This window comes from Allobosea sp. P2_A10 (genome assembly GCF_056405115.1).
Genome location: NZ_JBFUCS010000023.1, coordinates 27,302 through 48,459, shown reverse-complemented (window position 1 = coordinate 48,459; position 21,158 = coordinate 27,302). Strand labels below are relative to the sequence as shown.

The window sequence follows — 21,158 nt, the reverse complement described above, 5'->3', positions numbered from 1 at the left end:
GTGAGCGAGCCGTTCCTGTCATCGTCCTGGCATCGGGTCTCGGGCCTCAAGCCCAGGCTCAAGCCGCATGGCGAGATCGACGCCCATCTCTATGGCGACGAGACCTGGTATGTGCTGCGCGACCACGCGACCAACCGCGTGCATCGCTTCACGCCATCGGCCTTCGCCCTGATCGGCGCGCTCGACGGCACGCGCACGCTCGACGCGATCTGGAACGATCTTGCCGCGCGCATGGGCGACGCCGCGCCGAGCCAGGACGATGTCGTCAGGCTCCTCGCCAACCTGCACCAGCAGGATCTGCTCGCCGCCGGCATCCCGCCGGAATCGCGCGAGCTTCTGGAGCGCATGCGCAAGCAGAGCCGCCAGCAGCGCGGCAAGCTCTACAAGAACCCGCTCTCGATCTCGATCCCGCTGCTCAATCCGGATCCGGCGCTGGCCGCCATCGCCGCGAGCCTGCGCTGGATCGATCGCCGCTGGCTGCTCGCGCTCTGGGCGGCGCTCGTCGTCCCCAGCGCCATCGTCGCCGGTCTGCACTGGCACGAACTGACCTCCAATCTTGGCGACCAGGTCCTGGCCGCGCAAAATCTCGTCGTGCTCGCACTGGTCTTCCCACTCGCCAAGATCATCCATGAACTCGGCCATGGCCTCGCCGCCAAGGTGCAGGGCGGTGCGGTCAACGAGAGCGGCGTGATGCTGCTGGCGCTTTATCCCGTGCCCTATGTCGATGTCAGTTCGGCGCAGGCCTTTCCCTCGAAATGGGATCGCGCGCTGGTCGGCGCCGCCGGAATGATGGCGGAGCTCGCCTTCGCGTCGCTGGCGCTGTTTGTCTGGCTGAATGTCGAGGAAGGCCTGCTCAAGGCCGCCTGTTTCAACATCCTTGTCATCGCCGGCGTCTCGACCGTGCTGGTCAACGCCAACCCGCTGCTGCGCTTCGACGGCTATTTCATCCTCTGCGACCTGATGGAGCAGCCCAATCTGGGCCAGCGCGCCGATCGCTGGTGGGGCCGGCAGGCGCAAAGGCTGCTGCTCGGACGCAACGCCGCCCGCCCGGAGCCGACAACGCGCCTGGAAGCGACGATCTTCACGGTCTATTCCCCCGCGGCCTATGTCGCGCGGCTGACGCTGCTGGCCTCGATCGCGCTGTTCGTCGCCAGCGAGTATCTCTTCGTCGGGCTGCTTCTGGCGCTCTGGTCGGTCTTTCTCGGCGTGATCCAGCCGCTCGGGCGCGTCGCTAAGCATCTCCTGACCCATCCGAGCTTCGCCGAACGCCGTGGTCGCGCCCTGCTCGTCATCGGCGGGCTCACCGCCACCGCATTCGCCGCCGTCGCGATCGTGCCGCTACCGCATCATGCGCTCGCCGAGGGTGTGATCTGGCTGCCCGAGGATGCGCAACTGCGCGCCGGCACCGACGGCTTCGTCGCCGAGGTTGTCGCGGTGCAGGGCGCGCAGGTCCGCCGCGGCGATATCCTCGTCACCATGCGCGAGCCCTTGCTGGAGACCCGTCTCGACGTGCAGCGGCGCAAGCTCACCGAAGTCGAGGCGCGGCTCGCAGCCGAACGCTTCGGCGATCAGGTCCGCGCCGCCCTGCTGCGCCAGGAACTCGAGGATGCCCAGGCCGAGGAGGCGCGGCTGGCCGAGCGCGTCGATCGTATGACCGTCCGCGCCGGAGCCGACGGCGTCTTCGTCATCCCGCGCGCGGCCGATCTGCCCGGCCGCTACGTCAGGGAGGGCCAGGTTCTGGCGCATATCCTGCCCGGCGAGGCCACAGCAAAGGACGCCAGCGGGATCACGGCCGCAGGCCGCCAGCTGCGTGCCGTGGTCGGGCAGGACGACATCGACCTCGTGCGCCAGCGCACCCGCAGCGTCGAGGCACGCCTGCCCGACCGCGCCGGCGAGACCTTGGCGGCGCAGGTCCTGCGCGAGGTTCCAGCCGCCGACAACCGCCTGCCGAGCCCGGTGCTTGGCGCCAATGGCGGCGGCAGGCTGGCGCTCGATCCGCGCGACTCCGAAGGCCAGCGCACGCTCGCACGCGTCTTCCAGTTCGATCTCGCGCTGCCGGGCGCGAGCAGCGATGTCGGCTATGGCACGCGTGTCCACCTGCGCTTCGAACTGACGCCGGAGCCGCTGGCGCAGCGTGTAATCCGGCGCGTCCGCCAGCTCTTCCTCGCCCAGTTCAATGCGTGACGCGGCAACCAAGCCCTGGCTCGCCTGCGAACTGGCGGATGCGCCCTGGAGCGAGCGCATCCGGCCCGAGGCCGCCTGGTGGGACCAATGGCTCGTCGCCATCGGCGCGCTGTGGTGGCGCGCCTGGGCCTCGCCCGATGTCGCGGCGCACTGGACCGTCTGGCTGACGCGCCGGCGCGCCGGCAAACTCTCGAAATGCGACGACGCGACCCTGCTCGCCCGGGCGGAGGCCTTGCGGCCCGGGCTCCTGGCCCAGGGCTTTCGCCCCGCGCTCGTCGCCGAGGCGTTTGCTCTCGCGATCGAGGCCACCGCCCGCGAGCGCGGCCTGCGCCATCATCGCGTCCAGATCCTCGGCGCGGGCCTGATCCTGCGCGGCCACATCGCGGAGATGGCGACTGGCGAGGGCAAGACCATCACCGCCGTTCTGGCGGCTGCCACCGCAGCGCTCGCCGGCACGCAGGTCCATGTCCTGACCGTCAACGATTACCTCGCCAGACGCGACGCCGACACGCTGCGCGGCATCTATGCGCGGCTCGGCCTCAGCGTCGGGCTTGCCGCCTCGAAGGAGGACGGCACGCAGGAGGATCCCGCCATCCGCCGCGCCGCCTATGGCTGCGACATCGTCTATGGCTCCAACAAGGAGGTCGCATTCGACTATCTGCGCGACCGCATCGCCATTCGCGAGACGCCGACCGCGCTGCGCACAGCCGCCGCGCTCGTCACGCGGCCGGCCGGCCAGGCGATCAGCAAGCCGACGGCGCGCGGGTTGCCCTTCGCCATTCTCGACGAGGCCGACAGCCTTCTGGTCGACGAGGCGCGCACCCCGTTGATCATTTCCGGCGCGGCCGACGGCGACACCGCCGCCATCGTCTACGCCGCCGCGCTCGACCTCGCCCGCAGCCTCGAACAGGGCCGCGATTTCGAGCTGGAACCGGAGATGCGCCGCGTCCGCGTCACCGATCCCGGCCGCGCCCTGATTCGCCGCCACAAGGACGCCCGCCTCGATGGCTACTGGACCGCCGCCCGCGCCCGCGAGGAACTGGCGACGCAGGCGCTGAGCGCGCTGCATCTGTTCAAGCGCGATGCCGACTATGTCGTGATCGAGGATGAGGTCCAGATCGTTGACGCCTCGACCGGCCGCATCATGCCAGACCGAAAATGGGAAGCAGGACTGCACCAGCTGATCGAGACCAAGGAAGGCTGCGAGCTCTCCGACAAGCGCATCACGCTCGGCCGCCTGACCTATCAGCGGCTCTATGCGCGCTATCTCTGGTGCGGCGGCATGAGCGGCACCGTCGCCGAGGTCGGCCGCGAGCTGCGCCAAGTCTACGAGCTGCGTGTGACGCGCGTACCGACCCATCGCGTCAGCCGGCGCCGCCATATCGGCACGCGGATCAGAAGCTCGCAGGACGCCAAATGGCGGCTGGTGGCGCAAGCCGCGCAAGCCCGCACGCAGACCGGACAGGCCGTGCTGGTCGGGACGCGCTCGGTCGCCGATTCCGAAGCGCTGTCGGCGGTGCTCGGGGCAAAAGGCCTCGCCCATGTCGTCCTCAACGCCCGCCAGGACAAAAGCGAGGCCGAGATCATTGCGGAAGCCGGCAAGCCCGGTCGCATCACCGTGGCGACCGCGATGGCCGGACGCGGCACCGACATTCATCTCGACCCGGCCGTGCGCGCGGCCGGCGGCCTCCACGTCATCCTGACCGAGTATCACGAATCCGGACGGGTCGACCGCCAGCTCTACGGCCGCGCCGGCCGTCAGGGCGATCCGGGTTCGACGGAGGCGATCGTGGCGCTCGACGATCCCCTGTTTGCCGACAATTGCGCCTGGCTCACGCGCGGCCTGCGCCCATTCGCCGTCGCAGCGTCGGGCTGGATGCCGGGCTGGTGCGCGAGCCTTCTGCGCTTTGCCGGCCAGCGCAAGGCCGAGGCTGTCGCTGCGCTATCGCGGCGGCGCACGCTCGCTTCGGCGCGCGACCTCGACCGTCAGCTCGCCTTCGCCGAACGACCGGACTGAAACCGCGCTTCAACCGGGACGCGCCTCGAAGCGGATGCGGCAGCGCAGTCCGGCAGGGATCGCGAGCCCCGGATTGGGCAGGTCGAGCCGGACGCCGAAGGTGCCGCTGGCGGCATCGATGGTGCGGTCGATCACGGTGATCTTCGCCTGATGCTCGCCGCCGATCGGCTGCTCCGGCATCACGGTCGCGCTCATGCCGACCTTCAGCGCGCCAAACAGCCGCAACGGCGCGAAGACCTCGATATGCAGCGGGTCGATCCGCGCCAGGGTCAGCACATGCGCCTGCTCGGAGCGGTACTCGCCGACGGTCAGCGCCCGCTCGACCACGACCCCGTCGATCGGGCTGGAGACGAGCCGCAGACCCAGCGTCGCCTTGGCGCGCACGGCTTCCAGCCTGGAAAGATGGCGGTTCTGCTCGGCGTCGCGCACCGCCGCGAGTGCGGCGGCAACCTCGGTCGTCGCCTCGTCCGCCTTGACCTCCGTCACCGCGCCGGGACTGGCCTTGCGCAACCGGCCGAGCCGGTCGAGCACGCGCCGGGCAAGGTCGAGCCGTGCATTGGCGCTGGCGATCGGCTGGTCATTGGCGGCGCGCGCCTCGGCGGCGGCGAGTTGCGCCGCCTCTACGCTCGATTCAAGCTCGACCAGCGGCTGGCCGACTCGCACGACATCGCCGCGATCGACAAGTATCTTGCTGATGACTCCGACGCTTGCGGCGCTGACCTTCACGCGCGAATGCGAATCGACCAGACAGTCGAACGCCTCGTTGGGCGAAGGCTGCGCCGATACAATCGAGGCCCAGGTCAACGGTCCCGACAGCGCCATCGCAAACAGCGCGTGGCGCGCCGATAGAGATCGCCTCACCGCGCGGTTCCGTAGCGCTTCTCGTGCTCGCCCAGCAATTGGCCGAGCACCTCGTAGAGCCGCCGCGCGGCATGCGGGTTCAGAATCACGCGATGGTGCAGTTCGACGTCAAGCGTCGTCCCGCCGAGATCCCAGTTCTGGTTGATGCCGAAATTGAGCACGACCTCCTCGCGGGTCGAGGAGGCGTTGCAGACATTGCAGTAGCTGCTCTTGAGGTGCCGGGTGTCGACATTGGTTGTCGGCGCCGCCGGTTCGGGGGTCGCGCCGGAGCCGTTGACAGGGGCTGTGCCGGAAGCACCGGGGCCGGTTTCGGTCGACATGGATGAAAAGCCTCTCTGTTGGGAATCGAGCCGGGACGTCCCGGTCAGTCTTGCGCACCCAAGCCGGCATGCGCCAGAGGCGCGGCCCGACGCTGGAAATCGATACGCGCGCCGCTGTCGCCGGCCGGGCGGGGATTTTCACCGGCCGACAGCGCATCCGCAAGCGGCCCGTCCTCGACCTCGCCCGGCAGCATGATCGGACCCGCGCCGCGCCGCGCATTGCGACGCCGCAGCGCCAGCGCCGCAGCGGCAGCCCCAAGCATCACGCCAGCACCATCGATCGTCCTGCCATTGGTGATCCGAAGCGGCGCGACGGCTGCAGCCTCTGCTTCAACGGTGTCGGCCGTGCCGCCATCCACCCCGGTCTCGACCAACTCTGTCGCGGCGAGTCCGGCCTCAGCCACCAGGCGCTCATCGTCCGATGGCATGCCTTCGCCTTCCGCCGATTTCGTCGACAGGTTGAGGTCGGAATTTTCCTCGATGAACTCGATGAAATCGCTGAACGAGGCCGGCCCTGCCGCAGGCAGATAGGGGCAGGCGCGGCGCAGCCCCGCAGCGCTTGTCAGAAGCTCTCCCGAAGCCAGCCTGCCAAGCGAGCCTGTGGTCTCGGTCGGGTCCGACAGGCGGTTGCCGACCTGCCGGAACTCGTTCCCCGTGCCGGACGCCGTGCCGGCATCCGCCGAAGCGCCGCGCTCGCGGCCGCCCGCCGAGCCCGTGGCGGTCGAACCGGAACCCGTCCCGACCGAGGTACCGCTGCTCAGCAGCGACAGCGTCACGAGTTCGCTCAGGCCGTTGCTGAAGCCGCCGAACGGATCCGTCGTCGAAATCTGCCCCGACGGGTTGCGGCCGAACGGCGTCTGGATCACCCCGCCCGGGCCGCCAGCCGTACTCCCGCCTATCGGCAGACCGGCAAGACCATCATCGAGATTGGTCGGCAGGCCAGGCCGCCCGGGGCCAGTCGGGTCGCCCGGACCGGTCGGGTCGCCGGGGCCGGTCGGATCACCAGGACCAGTCGGATCGGTCGGACCGGGGCCGCCTGTGGCGAGCGCCGTCAGCAGCGCAGGATCGACCAGCGGGAATGCCGGCAGGCCCGTCGTCAGACCTGCCGTGTAGAGCGCGAAGGAGAGTGTATCGAAAGCCGTCAGTACACCATCACCGTCGGCGTCGCCTGGCCGAGTCGCCACGGTCAGCGCATAAGCGTCCGACGGCAGGTTCTCGGATTCTCCATTGATCCTGAGCACGCGGACCACGACGGCGCCGGCGCTCAGCGGCGTCGCCCCGCCGGCCATCGCGCCGGTGAAACGCAGCAATTCGCGGGCGCCCGGCGGCGGCGCGGATGGGAAGGTCAGCGCCAGCATCACATGGACATGGCCGCTGCCATCGGTGGTGGTGGTCACCGTGCGCGTCGCGTCGCCCGGCCAGCCGGCGCCATTGGCGATGCCCTGGAACGCGACCAGCGCCGGATCGAATTCGAGCTCGACGATCATGTTCCGGACGCCGCCATCGCTGGTCAGCGTCAGCGGCACGCCGTCTGCCCCACCAAATGTCAGGCGTTCGCCCGGGCGGGCGAGCAGGGGCGAGAGCCGCACTGTGTCGGCAGCCGTGCTGCCATTGCGTGCAAACAGCGTCAACTGCGTCTGGAAATCGCCCCCGGCCTCGCCGTTGCGGTCGCCGTCGAGCGCTCCTGCCGCGATGCCGACGAAGCCGGTCGGGCCGCCCGACAGCAACAGGCTGTAGACGCCCGCGCCGAGCGCACCTGCCGTCGGCACGAAGGAGAAGCCGCGCCCGTCACGATCGAACAGGACGCTGCCGGCGATGGCCGCACCATTGGCGTCACGCAAGGCGAGGTCGATCTCGCCTCTCGTGTCGCCGTAAAGAGCGATCCGATCGGCATCGACGGCCTGGTTGAAACGGACGGCAAGCCGGTTCTCGTCAAGCACGGCGGTTTCGACGAGCAGGAGCGAACCAGGCTCGGTGACGACCTTGGCACGCACCGAGACAGTCACGCTGGCCTTCGCCGTAGCGCCGGCGCTGTCGGTCACCGTGTAGACGAACCTGTCCTGCCCGACCGTCCCGGTCGGGAGGCCGTTAAAGGCGCCGGCGGGATCGTAGACGAAGACGCCGTCGGCGCGCAGCGTGACCTGCCCGAGCAGCCCAGTGCGATCGAGGTCGTAGGTGAAGCGCTCGCCGGCATCGGGATCGGACACGTCAGGGCGGATCACGATCGGCGCGGCATCGGCCGATGTCGCAGCCGTCACCGGCCGAGCCTGCGGCGGCTGGTTGACGACGGTCGGCGCGCGCACAGTGACCGTCACCGTCGCGGTCGAAGTTGCGCCCGCGCTGTCGGTCACGGTGTAGGAGAAGCCGTCCTGGCCCGACGAGCCGATCGGCAGGCCGTCGAAGGCGCTGCCGGGGTCGTAGATGAAGACGCCATCGGCGCGCAGCGTGACCTGGCCGGCCAGCCCGGTGCGATCAAGGCTGTAGGTGAAGCGCTCGCCGATGTCGGGGTCGACGACATCCGGGACGATCGCGATCGCCGGCGCATGGGCATCGGTCGTTGCCGTCACCGGGCGGGCCAGCGGCGGCTGATTGGCGACATCGAAGGCGACGTCGTCGATCCGCACGCGGGAATCGGCTGCGGCAAAACCGAGCAGGTCGAAATAGAGCGTGACGCGCTGCCCGGCCGGAATGCCGCTGACATCGATCACGACGACGAACGGCCCCGAGCCCGACAGGTTCTGCCCGTTCATCGGCCCGCGCAGGGTGACGGCCGGTCCGGCGCTGTAGCTGCCATCCGCCTGGATGTTCAGCAGGGCGTCGGAGCCCCAGCGCCCGATGCTGCCCACGGCGGGCTTGCCGTCCTGCGCCAGCAGCGCGATCTCGAAGGCGTCGGGCGGCTGTCCCTCGGCCGCATTCAGCGTCAGGTTGCTGATCGTCAGTGATAGCGTATGCGCGCCCGCCGGCAGCGTGAAGCTTTGCGTGGCGCGGCTCGTGACGCTGGCGCTCTCGGCGAGGTCGAGTTCGCCGCCCGCCACCACCGCGCTGCCGGCAAGGCTCCAGCCAAAGCCGGGATCGGCGGCGTCGCCGACCGAGAACGCGCCGTTCCGTAGCGGGGCGCCCGGGCCGATCGGGATCGCCGACCAGACCGCGAGGTTATCCGCCGCGAGAGCGTTGCGCTGCGCATTGCTGACGAGAGTCTGGTTGAACGGATCCGCCACAACGCCGGTGCCGTCATCGGGCTCGCCGCTGGGCTGGAAGACGATCGTGCTGGCGACGGGCGCAGCGCTCTTGGCATAGGCCGGCAGCAGCGTCGCCTTGGTGAGATGCAGCAGCGTGTCGGCGAATTGGCGCAGATCGCCGCCCATAAGTTCATAGGGCGAGGTCGTCGACGGGGCCGCATGGTTCGTGGCGAGCCACAGCGCCTGGCGCTCGAACTCCGAGACCGGCAGCTTCCAGTTCGCGTCGGCGGTGACATAGTCGGCGGGGTTGAGGCCCATATAGGTGCCCGGCGTCGTCAGCTGATGCGACGACTTGGGGTCATATTCCTCGGGCAGGCCTAGCGTGTGGCTGAGCTCGTGCACCAGGATCGCGCCGAAGAGCCGCCCCGCCTTGATCCGCGCCGCGGTGACGGCGGCCGGGTCGGAAACATCGACCTCGCCGAGTTGGCGCAGTGCGCCATAGACCGAGAAGGTCACGCCGCGCTGGGCCACCGATTGGGCGCCCCTGTCGCCGGGAATGACAGTGGAACGGTCGGCATCCGTCGGGTTCAGCAGCTTTTCCAGGCGAAACCGCAGCGAGGCCAGCGTCAGATTGGGGTCGATCGCGACGCCGTCGCCGATCGAGCCGATCGGGTTGGTGGGATCGATCAGCGTCTGCGACAGCAGATCGGTCCTGAGATCGAGCACGGAATTGCTCAATCGCTGCTCGTCTTTAGGATCGCGGCCCTGCCCCGCCGGCGTGTCGGCGGGATCGACGCGTCCGCCCTTCACGGCTGTGATTTCGATGCCGAGCAGGTTCTGCGGCTTCTTAGCCAAACCTTGAGCCGTCAACTCGCCTACGCTGGTGTTGGCGACGCCTTCGGGCAGAATCAGCTTTAGCAGCCCGGCATCGGTCAGCGGCTTCGCCCAGGCGCGCACGACATCGATCATCGCGGTCTGGAAGGCAGCATAGTCATTGGCGAAGAGACGGCCCTGGCCAGGCGCATCCACATCGTCGCGGATGAAGCGCAGCAGCGTGGGCAGCGAATCGTAATCGCCATGGGCCAGGCCGTTGAAATCGGAAACCGCGCTCGATGGCGGCGTGCCGCCGGCCGCGACGAAGCGATCGGCATCGCCCGCCAGCAGCGTCAGCATGCCCTGGACGTTGGAGAGGAAGCTGGTCAGGTCGACCGTCGTCGTCGAGCGCGTGCGCGCCGCGATGTCGAAATTACCGATCACCGCGCCCTTGTAGGTCAGCAACACCTTGCCCGAACGGGAGCGTCCATCGGCCAGGTTGTCCTGCGACGGGGACGCGCCGAAATTGCCCGTATAGGACAGCGTGACCTTGTCGGCCGTATCCGGCCCGGTGACGATGGTCTCCGATTTTATGGCAAAATAGGGCTGGGCCGACGCGCTCAGATCGAGCTTGAGCGCGGTGTCGCGCTTGTCGATCGCCAGCGTCACAGTCTGGCCCTCGCGGGCGTCGCGTAGCGACAGCGTGCCGTCGAGCGCGTTTTGATCGGCGATGTCGAGCAGATAGAAGAATTTGAGCGATTGCGAACCGATCTGCGAGGTCGGGGTGCTGGCCGAAATGGTGATGTCGGCGTCGAGAAGAACCACGTCCTTGTCGGCCATGGACCGCAGGAAGGCAGGGGTGACCGCTGAATAGAACGTCAGGGTCTTCTTCTCGCCGGAGGCCAGGTCGAGCCGGAAGCTCGTTGTGTTGTCGAGGTGGAGATCGACGTTGGCGGGATCGACGAGGTAGAGGAAATCATTGGCGCCGCTGCCCTTCAGGATCAGCGTCATCGTCTCGGTGCCGGTATTGGTGAAGGTGACGCTGTCCTTGTTGTAGCCCGCGACGAGCTGGCTCAGGCGGCTGCCGCCGAGATTGAGCACCTGCGAGGTGTCGGGCGAATAGCCGAGATCGTCGGACAGGAAGATGACGCCGTCGTCGACCGCGCCGTTGGTCTCGTTGATCTTGAAGGCGGCGGTCCCGATATTGTCGATGAAGAAGTCGGGGAAGACGACGCTCAAGCCCGGAACGGTGACAGGCTTGATGGCCGAGAAGGACAACCGTCCGGCCTTCCCGCGAAGATGCGGAGGAATATCGACGCCGACGCGCACGAACTCCTTGTTAATGCCCGGGATAGTCGGCACGAACCGGGAATTCAGCGTCCCATCCGGGTTCAGGACCGATGCGAAGCCGAGGAATTCCGAGTGACCGTCGGGCGTTCCATCGTCGACGATGAAGCGCACCTCGACCCCGGCCTGCCCGATGTTGAGCGAGGTCCAGTCGATCAGGTCCGTGACGTTGTAGCCGAGCTGCAGGTCGAAGCCGAGATAGTCCATGTCATTCGGGATCACCATCTCGTTGTGAACGAGATCGAACCGGGACAGGTTGTAGGACCAGTCGATCAGGTTCGCCTGGACGAACTTGATCGCCCAGATCCCGAGATCGAGCGCCAGATCGACGCCGAAATCGTTGAACGAGCCACCCGGCTTCTTGGCCGCCGGAGCCGTTGTGATCGTCTTCGAACGAGAGAGCAGCGCGTCCAGGAGATCCTTCAGTTCGCCGGCGATGGTCGCGCCGCCCGCCTTGATCGCCTTGACGACGGCGGCGGTGCCTTGGGCGAGCGCGTCGGCGAAGGCCTTGATCGCGGCCTGCGAATCCTTCGGCGCGGAGGCGATGCTGAGCTTTCCGAGCGAGTCCTTCACGGTGTTGAAAAGATCGCCGATCGTCGAGCCGATATTGTCTAGAAAGCTGCCAATCCGCTCCAGCGTCTCGCGCGAGAACAGCTTTTCGACCGAATGCAGCAGCGAATCGAGAGCGCCCTGATTGAAGCGGGGGCTCAGGTTCAGCACCTGGGCGAAGCTGCCGGAGCCGCCCTGCAGCGCCCAGCCCGGCAGGTAGAAGCCGGTCACGCTGCGTCCGTAGAGCGGGGCCTTGCCAGCCTGGAAGTCGCCGTTGAAGACGGACGCGATCGCGTCGGCGTCGATCCTCGCCTGCTTGTCCTGCGCTTCGGTTGCTGCCTTGGGCCGTTCATCCTTGCCGCCGCCAGCGGCCGAATAGAACCAACCGGAGCCGATGCCCTCCCAGGGCCGCCGGTCGATCGCCGGAATGATCCCGACTTTGCTGGTGATCTCCTGGTTATAATACCAGGAGCCGGCCTGCAGGTCGGTATTTGGGTCGGCTTTGAGATCGTCAATGTTGCGGAAAGCGCGAAAATCGACGCCGATGCGGCCGTTGAGCGCATTAACGCCCGCGGACCGAACGATATTGAAAGGGTTCAGCGTAGCGAACGGCTCAAGCAGGCTGATCGGCCTGATCTTGTCGAAGCCGCGGTCGGCGAAGGTCCGCCAGATACGGTCGGTCGGCAGGAACGGCGTGTTGAACGGGGTGATCGCCGAAATCAGATTCTCTTCGCTGCGATAGGGATAGCCGGCGGGGAGATCCGACAGCGAGAGATTGGCCGTGCCGGTGTACCAGGAGGTCACGCGCCGGTCGACGGAGCCGATGCCGACCGTGCCGAAGATCGCCTCGTCATAGATGAAGCCTGGCCGGCCATTGAGCTGGATCTCGGCGTCGACACCCGGCAGCGAGCGCCCGTTTGGCGTCAACGTGAACCGCGTCACCCCGCCGACGACGGAGCCGAAGACCGGCAGCAGCCCGATGCCGAAGGTCAGCGCCTGGCCGAAGGCGCTGGAATTGTCGTAGGCGAGATCCTGATAGTAATTGTCCCAGAAATCGACGCCTTTCCAGACCTGGATCGAGGGATCGCTGAAGTCGCCGAAGGCGAGGTCGGCGAGACCGCTGACCTTGATCGACTTCTCGAACGCTTTCGCCCAGGCGGCGAGGCCGCCGAAGGTGATGGCCGCGCCCCCCGTCACCGTGCCGCTGGCTGCGGTCGCGCCGCCGGTAAAGGGCGAAATCAGGAACTGCGCTACCGACGCGAACGCCGAAGCGCCCGCAGCCACTTCCGCGACATGACCGAAGGTCCCGATCAGGTCCTGCAGCGCGACGTTCATCGTCGTCTGCGCCTGGTCATGCGGATCGAGCGTCGTGACGTGCAGATCAGGCAGCCGGCCGCCGCGCTGTCCGGGCAGCTCGCCGAAATAGTTCAGCATGCGCTGCGACATCTCACTGGCGATGACCGCGCCGCGCCCGATCCCGATCAGATGCACCGGCGAATTGAACAGTGCCTTGGTGAGCTGGCCGTCCAGCGCCAGCAGCTTGGCGAAGAAGGCGTCCGCCGCCGCTTCCGTATACCCGGTGTCGAACAGGAACTTCACCGAATCCCAGTCGAGCACCAGCGTCAGCGCCTTGCCGCGCGCCTGCTGCGGTGTGCTGCCGATCTCGGTCAGCGGCTGCCATTCCACGCCTGGAGCGCGCGAGCCGATGATATTACCGTCGGGCGCATAAATGTAGTCGGAAGCCCAGCTATGGGCATTGAGCGTGAAGGCCAGACCCTTGTTCTGGGTGGCGATCGCCTGTGCAAGCGCGACCGCGCTCGCATAGCTCGAATCCACCAGCGGCAGGATGTCGAGCGGCGTGTAGCCGGGGATGACGATCGTCACCGAGCTGAAGCCGCCCTGGTCGGCCGCCGGCTTGACCTGGAAGAAATCGGCCTTTTCCACGGTCGAGGCATTGGGCGGGAAGGCGCGGACACCCCACCAGTAGGTCTGCCCCCTGGTCAGCTCCAGCCCCTTCGGCAACTGGATGCGGATTTCGGTGCCGGCGGCGACCGGCGCGAAGCTCTTGGAGTAGATGCGGTTGCGGTTGCCGTCTCCCTCATATGGGGTCGAGCCCTCGCCCAGCGACGTTGCCTGGAAGCCGAGCGCGATCAGTTCTTTTTGGAGCTCGTCGCTCTCGTCGCCGGGGAACAGGCCCTGCCCGGGCTCGGCCACCGCGACGAAGAGTTCTGTGCGGACATCGCCCTTGAGCACGCGCCAGGCGAAAGTCGGTAGCGTCCCCTCGACCGTTTGGCCCTGTCCGGGCTCGAGCAGGGTCAGCAGCGAATCCTGCACGCCGATGCCGCGCGGATAGCCGCCGACATTGAGCGGTGCGTTCGGCGAATTTGGGACGGAGGACGAAAGAACCGGCCCGCCATCGACCAGCCTGACCCCGAAATCAGCGCGGATGTCGATGTCGGCGTTGAACCGTGTCGAGGTGCCCGGATAGGCCGAGTAGAAGCCGGTGTCGGGATTGAACAGCCGGAGATATTCGGTCTTGCTGCCGTAGCCGCCCCAGACGTCGTCGATGCCGATCAGGCGCTCGTAGCGATAGGTGTTATCGACGAACGGTTTGACCTGATTGCTGATAGCCGCGACGTCGAACACCAGCACGGCATGCTGGCCGGTATAGGACGCGTACAAATATTTGCCGTCGTCGGAGATGTTGAGCCCCTGGGCCCAGGCCTCCGGGATCATGCGGGTCGCGGCGACGAGTTTCGGATTGGCGCCGAATGGATCGGCGATGATGCCGATATTCGAGCCGCCGGGCTGGAAAATCGTGTTGCCGCCGAGCAGGCCGAAGAAGCTCGGCGTGGTGATCAGCGAGGGATCGCGCTGCGGATCGCCCCAGGTCAGGCGGTCGAAGCCGAGGACGAAGGCGAATTTCTGATCCGGACTGATGACGATGTCGATCGCGTCGGAGACGTCGAAGGAGCCGCCCGACGCATGGGGCAGCTGCACATTGATCGTCTTGTCGCCGACCCAGCCCTTCGGCCCGCGCTTGAGGATGCCGACGCCGGCGGCTTCGTTGGAGCGGTCGGTGTAGACGATGCGCGGCTGGCCGTCCTCGCGGCTGACGATGACCTTCAGCCCGTAGGGTTCGTAGAGAGCGTTGCCGTTGACTTCGCGGATCAGGTACTCGCTGACCACGGCGGCGGTCGGGATCGCGCCCTTGGGCGAATTGGAGCCCTGCAGGATCGCGGAGATGTCGGGCCGCGTGATGATCGCGATCGCGCCATTGTCTTCGCCGCGGACCACGCTGGTCGCGGTCGGGCTCGGCATGGTCGCGATCAGCTCCTTGCCGTCGGGCGTATAGACGAGGTCGCGGATGCCGTTGCCGCGCAGCGTCAGTGTCGCCACCACCGTGTGATAGCTGTCGACGTCGCGCTTGGTGTCGATGACGTAGATCACCGCCTTGAAATAGTCGGCGACCATCAGATAGCGGCCGCTCGGCTCGAAGGTCATCGCCGACGGTGCGGCTCCCTCCGGCAAATGGATGAAATCCGAGTTGTTGACGCCGTCGGCCCCAGGCTTGCGGTCGACGTCGACCTGCTTGAGAAGCATGGTGTCGACGACCGCGACGCCGCCCTTGCCGCGCAGCGCGACATAGGCGCGGGCGTTGTCGCCCGACATCAGGACGTCGCCCGGCAGGCCGGTGCCGTCGAGGACGTTGCCGTTGCGGTCGACGGTGCCGATCGGGATGCGCGCGATGATCGCCGGACCGCCGTCGACGGTCGAAGCGGTCGGGCTGATCACGACGATCTGGTCGCGCCGCTTGATTGGGCTGCCATCGGCATAGTCGCCGTTTGCCACCGCGACGAAGACGTTCGAGGTCAGGGCGCTGAACTTGAACTGGCCGCTGGAAGCGGCCGACAGCTCATAGGCGGCGCCGTTGCCAAGCACGCCGGCGACGGCTTTGGAGGCGGCGGCGCCGGCGACGGCGCCTGGAGAGGTGTCCTTCTTGGCGGCCTGGACGCCGTTCTCGAGCCTGAGCACACGGATCGAAGCTTCGCCGAGCACGACCGTCGGCGGCGTCTGGAACCAGACGCGGTTGCCCCCGAGCAGGCCGATGGTCTCGATCGCCTCCGCCCGGAAGACCCAGCCGCCGCCGATCTTGACCGGGGTCGCGCTGCGCAGCACTTCGTCGGTGATCAGATCGTCCGAGACGTTGCCCATGACGATGCGGACGCGATCGAGCAGCGGGCCGTTGATCGGCGGCAGGAACGGCAGGTTGGTGTCGAGGCCAACCGTGTCGAGCGTGACATAGGCGCCGGTCGGACCTGGCGGCGAATCCGCGTCGGGCGCCGGCAGCGCATCGAACCGGACCTGACCGGAGGTGATCGACGGCGCGTTGGCGTCCGCACCCTTGGTGGTGTCGAATATCTGGAAGTTTGCGCTGGCCACCGCGCCAGGCTGGATCTCGGCGGTCGCGCTGGTAAAGCCGAGCGGGCCCTGCGGCGCGAGCACCCCGATCGAGAGGTTCTTCACGCCGCGCCCGACAGTGAGGAACATCGTCGCGAACGGCGCCGCGACCACGCCGACGACGGTGCCTGACAACTGCAAGGAGGCGACCGCGTTGCGTTGCGCGCCGGTCGGCGCCCCGAGCAGGCTGACCGAGAGGTTGAGCATGCCCGCCGCGAGCGAGGTCTTGCCATCCCCCATCGCCTGGCCTGCGCCGATGGCGATGTATTTGCCCGCTTCGGCTGCGCCCGGATGGGGCAGCGAGGTCGTGCGCGCGATGCCGTCGGCGCCGACGAGACCGGATTCGACCTCGATCCAGCCCTCGACGATCTGGCCTTCATAGGCGAGCGGGCCGCGCTTGTAGAAGATCACGTAGTCGCCCGCCGTCAGCGTCGGCGTCGGGATCGCAAACTGCACCGGCGCGCCCAGCGGCACGTTGCCGGTATCGAGCTCGAAGCCCGCACCGAAACTCCAGCCGTCGTCGAGCGGCGGCGGCAGGCCGAGATCGGCGAGGCCCAGCGTCCGGATCGCCACCGTGGCGGGCCGTGCGAGCGCGCCCGGCGCAATGCCGACCTGATAGCCGTCGGCGTTGCGCAGCACGCCGCCTTCATCGCCGAGCATCGCGCTTTCGGCGAGGATCGCGTCGGCGACGGTGATCTCGATCTGCTGCTCCAGCATCTTGTGGATGATGGTCAGAGTGGCATGGCCGGCGGCGAGGCCGGTGATCCGGGCATTGGGGCCGACGCTGACGACGGCCGAATTCGAGGAGACAATCCGCGTCGCGGCGTCGCTGGCGAGATTGCTCGCGGGTTCGGCCGGGTTGGTCAGGATCTGGACGAGGCGCGTGCCGCCGCCCGAGGCCAGCGCCACCGCGCCGGGATAGACCGTGACGCCGCTCGACAGCAGCAGTTCGTCATCGCTCGTCAGCGGCCTGCCGACCATGACCGCCGTGATCGCGCTGGCGGCGTTGCGGCTGGCCTCCAGCACCGTATAGCCCTGCGTCAGGCCGACAAGCCGCCCCGATGCATCGACCGAGGCGATATCGGCCTCGGTGGTGCGCAGGTTCACATAGGCCGCCGAGGTGGTCATGGTGACGCCGTCGGCGAAGGTGGCGTTGATCATGATCGGCCGGCTTTCGCCGATCGCCAGACGCGGCGCCCGCGCGCTGAAGTCGATCTTGACCAGCGCCGAATCCGATACGGAAACCGGAACCAGGATCGGCCCGCTCTGCATCCAGCCATCATCGGCGATCAGCGTGAACGACGCCGCCCCGGTATACCCGGCATCAGGCGTGAACAGCACGCTGCCGCCGTCGGCCGACAGCGTCGCGACGCCGTGCTGCGCTCCGACCAGCCTGATGAAGACCGCCGCGCCCTCGGGATCGGCGGCGAGCTGGGCCGCGGTCGGCGCGATGCCGAGCCCCTCATAGGTCTTGAGCGTCGTCGTATCGACGATGGGCGCGCGATCGACGCTGAAGCCATAATTGGCGTAGAGCAGCGCCCGGTCGTCGGCGTCGATGTCGCCGTCGTGATCGGCATCGGCGCGGGCGACATAGCGCGCATCGCCGAGATGCGAGCCGACGGCCTGCCCGAACGCGACGACGTCGGAGCCGTCGACCGCACCCGAGCCGTCGACATCGCCGGCGATGAAGAGCTGCAGCCGGAACGCGCCGCCCGTCAGCGCCGAGAGATCGAGCCTGGCGAGCCCGGCCGCATCGACCCGGAACAGGGCGAAGGCCTCGCCAGCGCCGCTGCGCGAGATCAGCGCCGTCAGCCCCGACAGGCGCGGAACCTCCGGCGCCAGCCCGCTGCCGGGTTCGGCGGTGACGATGACGCCAAGCAGCATGCCGCCGCCAAGCGCCGTCTCGACCTCGGTCGGGCGGATGGCGAGCGCGAAGGACTGGGTTGCGCCGGCCGCCAGCACGCCCGTCGTCGCGGTCGCGACGGCGCGGCCCGTGGCCCCGAGCGATCCGGCCAGAGGCGAGGCGACCCGGGTCAGCGGATCGAAGGACACGCCCGTCGTGCCGGCGGCCAAAGCCAACCTGCCGCTGGCGTCGTAGCCATAAAGCGTTGTGACGGCCGCATCAGTGCGGCGCACGCCGATCAGCCGGTCATTGTCGTCGTAGAGATAGCGCAGCGTCGTGCCGTCGGGCCCGGTGACGCTGCCGAGATGCCCGTCGGCATTCTCGGTGAAAGCGATGCGATCGCCGTTGGAAGCGGTGACGCCGGCATCGGTGATGCTCCAGCTGACGCCGTCGGTAAAGGTGACCGAGCGGACGCCGCGCCCGCCATTGATCTCGTAGCGCGCGCCATCGGGTCCGGTGAGGACGAGCGGTGCGCCGCCTTCGCGCGTCGGATCGAAGGGCAGGCCGGTGAGCAGGTCGAAATAGGCCCCGCCGACCCGCGTCAGCTTGCGCCCCTCGACCGCCAGGCTCCAGCCGCCATCGCTGCTGAAGGCCGGGACATAGGTGGGCGACACGACGCTGCCGTCGCGCAGGCCGTCGAAGCTGAAGGAGCGGCGCACGCCATCGGGCGTCGTGATGAAGATGCGCGTGCCGTCGCGGAAAGGTTCGTTGAGGCCGCTGATCGCCGAGGGCGGCAGGTCGGTTTCGACGAAGACGTCGCGCAGTGTCAGGCGCCAGCCCGCGCCAAGTCCCATGTCGCGGTCGAGCGTGGCGTCGTCATAGGCGTAAGCCAGCGTGATCGCATGGCCGCCCAGCAACGCGGTCAGCCCGTCCTCGACGCGGATGGCTCGGCCGCTCGGCGCGGCGTTCAGCACCAGCGCCATCTCGGTCACGCTGGTCCGCCCGGCAAGATCGCTCGCGACCAGCCTCAACCGGTAGCCGCCGGTTTCGAACAGGCCGGGATCGAGCGCAGCCAGCGCGCCGTTGAGACCCGTAATGCCGGCTGCGAGAGTCATCACCGCGCCGGTGGCGACTCGCACGAGATCGAGCCGCCAGCCGTCGAGATTGGCGTCGGAGACCGAGCCGCGCACCGTGACGGGCGCGCCGACATCGCCGGTGGGCAGCGCCGTCAGCGCGACCACGGGCGCCTGCGCATCGGCCGGGTCGGCGACGCGCAGGATCCGCGTCAGCGTCCCGATTCGGCCGTCGGCGTCGGTCGCGGTCGCCACCAGCACGTAACGGCCGGGATCGACGGGGGTGAAGAAGCCGCGGCCCTGGGCGTCCAGCGTCACGGGCGCGCCGTCGACGGTCAGCGTCACGCTTGCGATGTCTGAGAACCCTGCGGCGCGCGCGCCAAGCGTGACCCGCTGGCCGGGCTGCGCAACGCCCGATGGGGTCGCGGTGATGCTGACCACCGGCGGCTCCGGCGCAAGACCGGCCCGCAGGATCAGGGCTTCGGTCGAGGAGACTGGACCGTTGGTGGCGGTGATCCGCACCAGATAGTCGCCGCTCTGCGCCGGTCCAGGCGTCCAGGTCAGCAGGCCGGTGGCTGCGTCCAGCACCGCGCCGGCAGGCAGCCCCGCGGCCGACCACAGAATCGTCGCGCCGGGGTCGATGGCGGCGAGGCCGAGCTGCAATTGCAGCGGCTGGCCGAGCACGACGGAGTGGTTCGACAGGTCGAGCACCGGCACCTGCGCGACATTGTCGATCCGCAGGACCACCTGGCCCTCGCCGCGCGCTCCGCTGGCGTCGATCGCGGCGAAGCGCAGCGTGTAGTCGCCGGCAGCGGCGTAACCCGGCGTCCATTCGAACAGGCCCGAGACCGGGTTGAGCTTCGCGCCGGCCGGCAGCGTGCCGATCGCAGCGAAGCTGACCGCCTCGCCGTCGGGATCCGCGCCGACGAGCTGGAAGCTCAGCGACGTCCCTTCGCGGCCGCTTTGCGCGAACATCGGGGCGAGCAGCGGAGCGCGGTTCACCGGCGTCACCACCAGCGCAAAGGTCGTGCTGGTCGAGAGCTGCCCGTCGCTCGCCATCAGGGTGACGCCTTCATAGCGCCCCGCCTGCTCGAAGCTCGGCCTGAAGGTGATGACGCCGCTGCGCGGATCGAGGCTCGCGCCGCCCGGCAGGCCCGACACCGTGAAGCTCAGCGGGTCGCCGTCGGGATCGCCCGCGCTCGGCGTGATCACGAGCACCCCGCCCTCGGCGACGCTTTGTTCGGGAATCGCCGCGATCACCGGCGCGGCGTTCGTCGCCCGCACCCGCAGCGAAATCGTGACGCTGTCGGCGCCGACCAGCGCCGGGTTGCCGCCGCCATTGTCGCTGACGCGCAGCGTTACCGACTTGACGCCGGCATCCGCCTCGGTCGGCGTCCAGCTGAAACGCGCCACGCCATAGGTCGAGAGGCCGAGGAAGGTCGCGCCCGCCGGCAGGTTGTCGGCCGAGAAGGTCAGCGGCCCCTGGTCGGGATCGCGCGCCAGCACGTCGAAGACGAGCGGCTGGCCGATCAGCGCGACCTTGTCGCCGATCGGCGCGAAACGCGGCGGGACGCTCGGCGCGGTGACGCTCAGCACGAAGCGGGCCTCGCCGCTGAGATCGCTCTCGACCCCATCGGCGGCGCGGATGGTGATGACGTAGTTGCCGCGCTCGAAAGCGGTCGGCGAGACCCGCAGCGTGCCGGTGCCGTTGGGCCCGGCGATGAAGCGGATGAAGCCGCTGTCGGCCCCCAGCGTGATCGGCGTGACCGAGAGATTGAGCTGGCCGGACGCGAAGGCCGGCTGCAGCACGACGGTCAGCGCCGGCGCGTCGCCGTCGAGGTCGGTGGCGACGATCGGGATGTCGAGGCTCGCCCCGGCCGCGACCGTGGTGTTGGCGATCGGCGCCACCACCGGCGGGCGGTTGGCGTTGGTCACCTCGAAGCGCACCACCGTCATTGTGGTGAGCGGCGCGCCGCCATCGCCCGTATCGGTCGCGAACACCCTGAGTTCGTGGATGCCGGCCTGGTCGTAACCCGGTATCCAGGCAAAGCGCTGCGTATCGACGTCGAAGCTCGCGCCCGTCGGCAGGCCTTCGACGCGATAGCTCATCGTCGCAGCCGGGCCGTCCTCGACGTTGACCAGCACACCGGCAGCGTTGCGCGAGGGCGGAACATAGAACGGATTGTCGGGGTCGGTGGCAGACAGCGACAGCGCGATCGGCTGTCCTTCGCTCAGCAGGAACGGCCCGCGTGGTACGAATACCGGCGCGGCATTGACGTTGAGCACGGTGATGCGGGCTGTGCGCGTCGTCAGGCTGGTCCCGTCGGTGACGCGGAACGGTACATCGTACACACCAGCGGTCGTGTAGTCCGGCGTCCATTCGAAGATGCCGGTCACCGGGTCGAGATCGGAACCCGGCGGCAGGAACAGGCTGGAATAGATCACCGGCCCGCCATTGGGGTCCTGACCGCGCAGGGTGATGCGCAGCGGATCACCCTGCGCGACCGAGAT

Annotated in this window: 5 protein-coding genes (1 of these 5 cut by a window edge); 2 read left to right on the top strand and 3 right to left on the bottom strand. The window is 68.4% G+C overall.

Translation table 11 applies throughout. The annotated features are described in order from the left end of the window. Together AC1DZY_RS23440 and AC1DZY_RS23435 are read left to right on the top strand one after the other, a co-directional pair. Positions 1-2,184: a PqqD family peptide modification chaperone gene (locus AC1DZY_RS23440; protein WP_476822571.1), complete on the top strand. Its 2,184-nt coding sequence runs from the start codon at positions 1-3 to the stop codon at positions 2,182-2,184. Continuing rightward, positions 2,177-4,201 carry a preprotein translocase subunit SecA gene (locus tag AC1DZY_RS23435; protein ID WP_476822570.1) on the top strand — a complete coding sequence of 675 codons (2,025 nt, stop codon included), beginning with the start codon at positions 2,177-2,179 and terminating at the stop codon, positions 4,199-4,201. Before AC1DZY_RS23440 ends, AC1DZY_RS23435 begins: the two co-directional genes overlap by 8 nt. A 9-nt stretch (positions 4,202-4,210) precedes the next feature. On the opposite strand, the gene AC1DZY_RS23430 is transcribed toward AC1DZY_RS23435, so the two are convergent. The 3 genes in view from AC1DZY_RS23430 to AC1DZY_RS23420 are tightly spaced (at most 44 nt apart) and all read right to left on the bottom strand, a layout consistent with a single transcriptional unit that may run on beyond the window. Next, positions 4,211-5,062: an efflux RND transporter periplasmic adaptor subunit gene (locus AC1DZY_RS23430; RefSeq protein WP_476822569.1), complete on the bottom strand. Its 852-nt coding sequence runs from the start codon at positions 5,060-5,062 to the stop codon at positions 4,211-4,213. Then, a complete protein-coding gene (locus AC1DZY_RS23425; RefSeq protein WP_476822568.1) occupies positions 5,059-5,382 on the bottom strand; it encodes a DUF3467 domain-containing protein in 324 nt (107 codons plus the stop codon). The genes AC1DZY_RS23430 and AC1DZY_RS23425 overlap by 4 nt, the downstream gene beginning before the upstream one ends. A gap of 44 nt (positions 5,383-5,426) precedes the next feature. Beyond that, positions 5,427-21,158, bottom strand: the 3' portion of a protein-coding gene (locus AC1DZY_RS23420; protein ID WP_476822567.1) for a CARDB domain-containing protein. 16,890 nt of this gene lie beyond the right edge of the window; 15,732 of the gene's 32,622 nt are visible here — the last part of the coding sequence; the start codon falls outside the window, past its right edge; it ends in the stop codon at positions 5,427-5,429.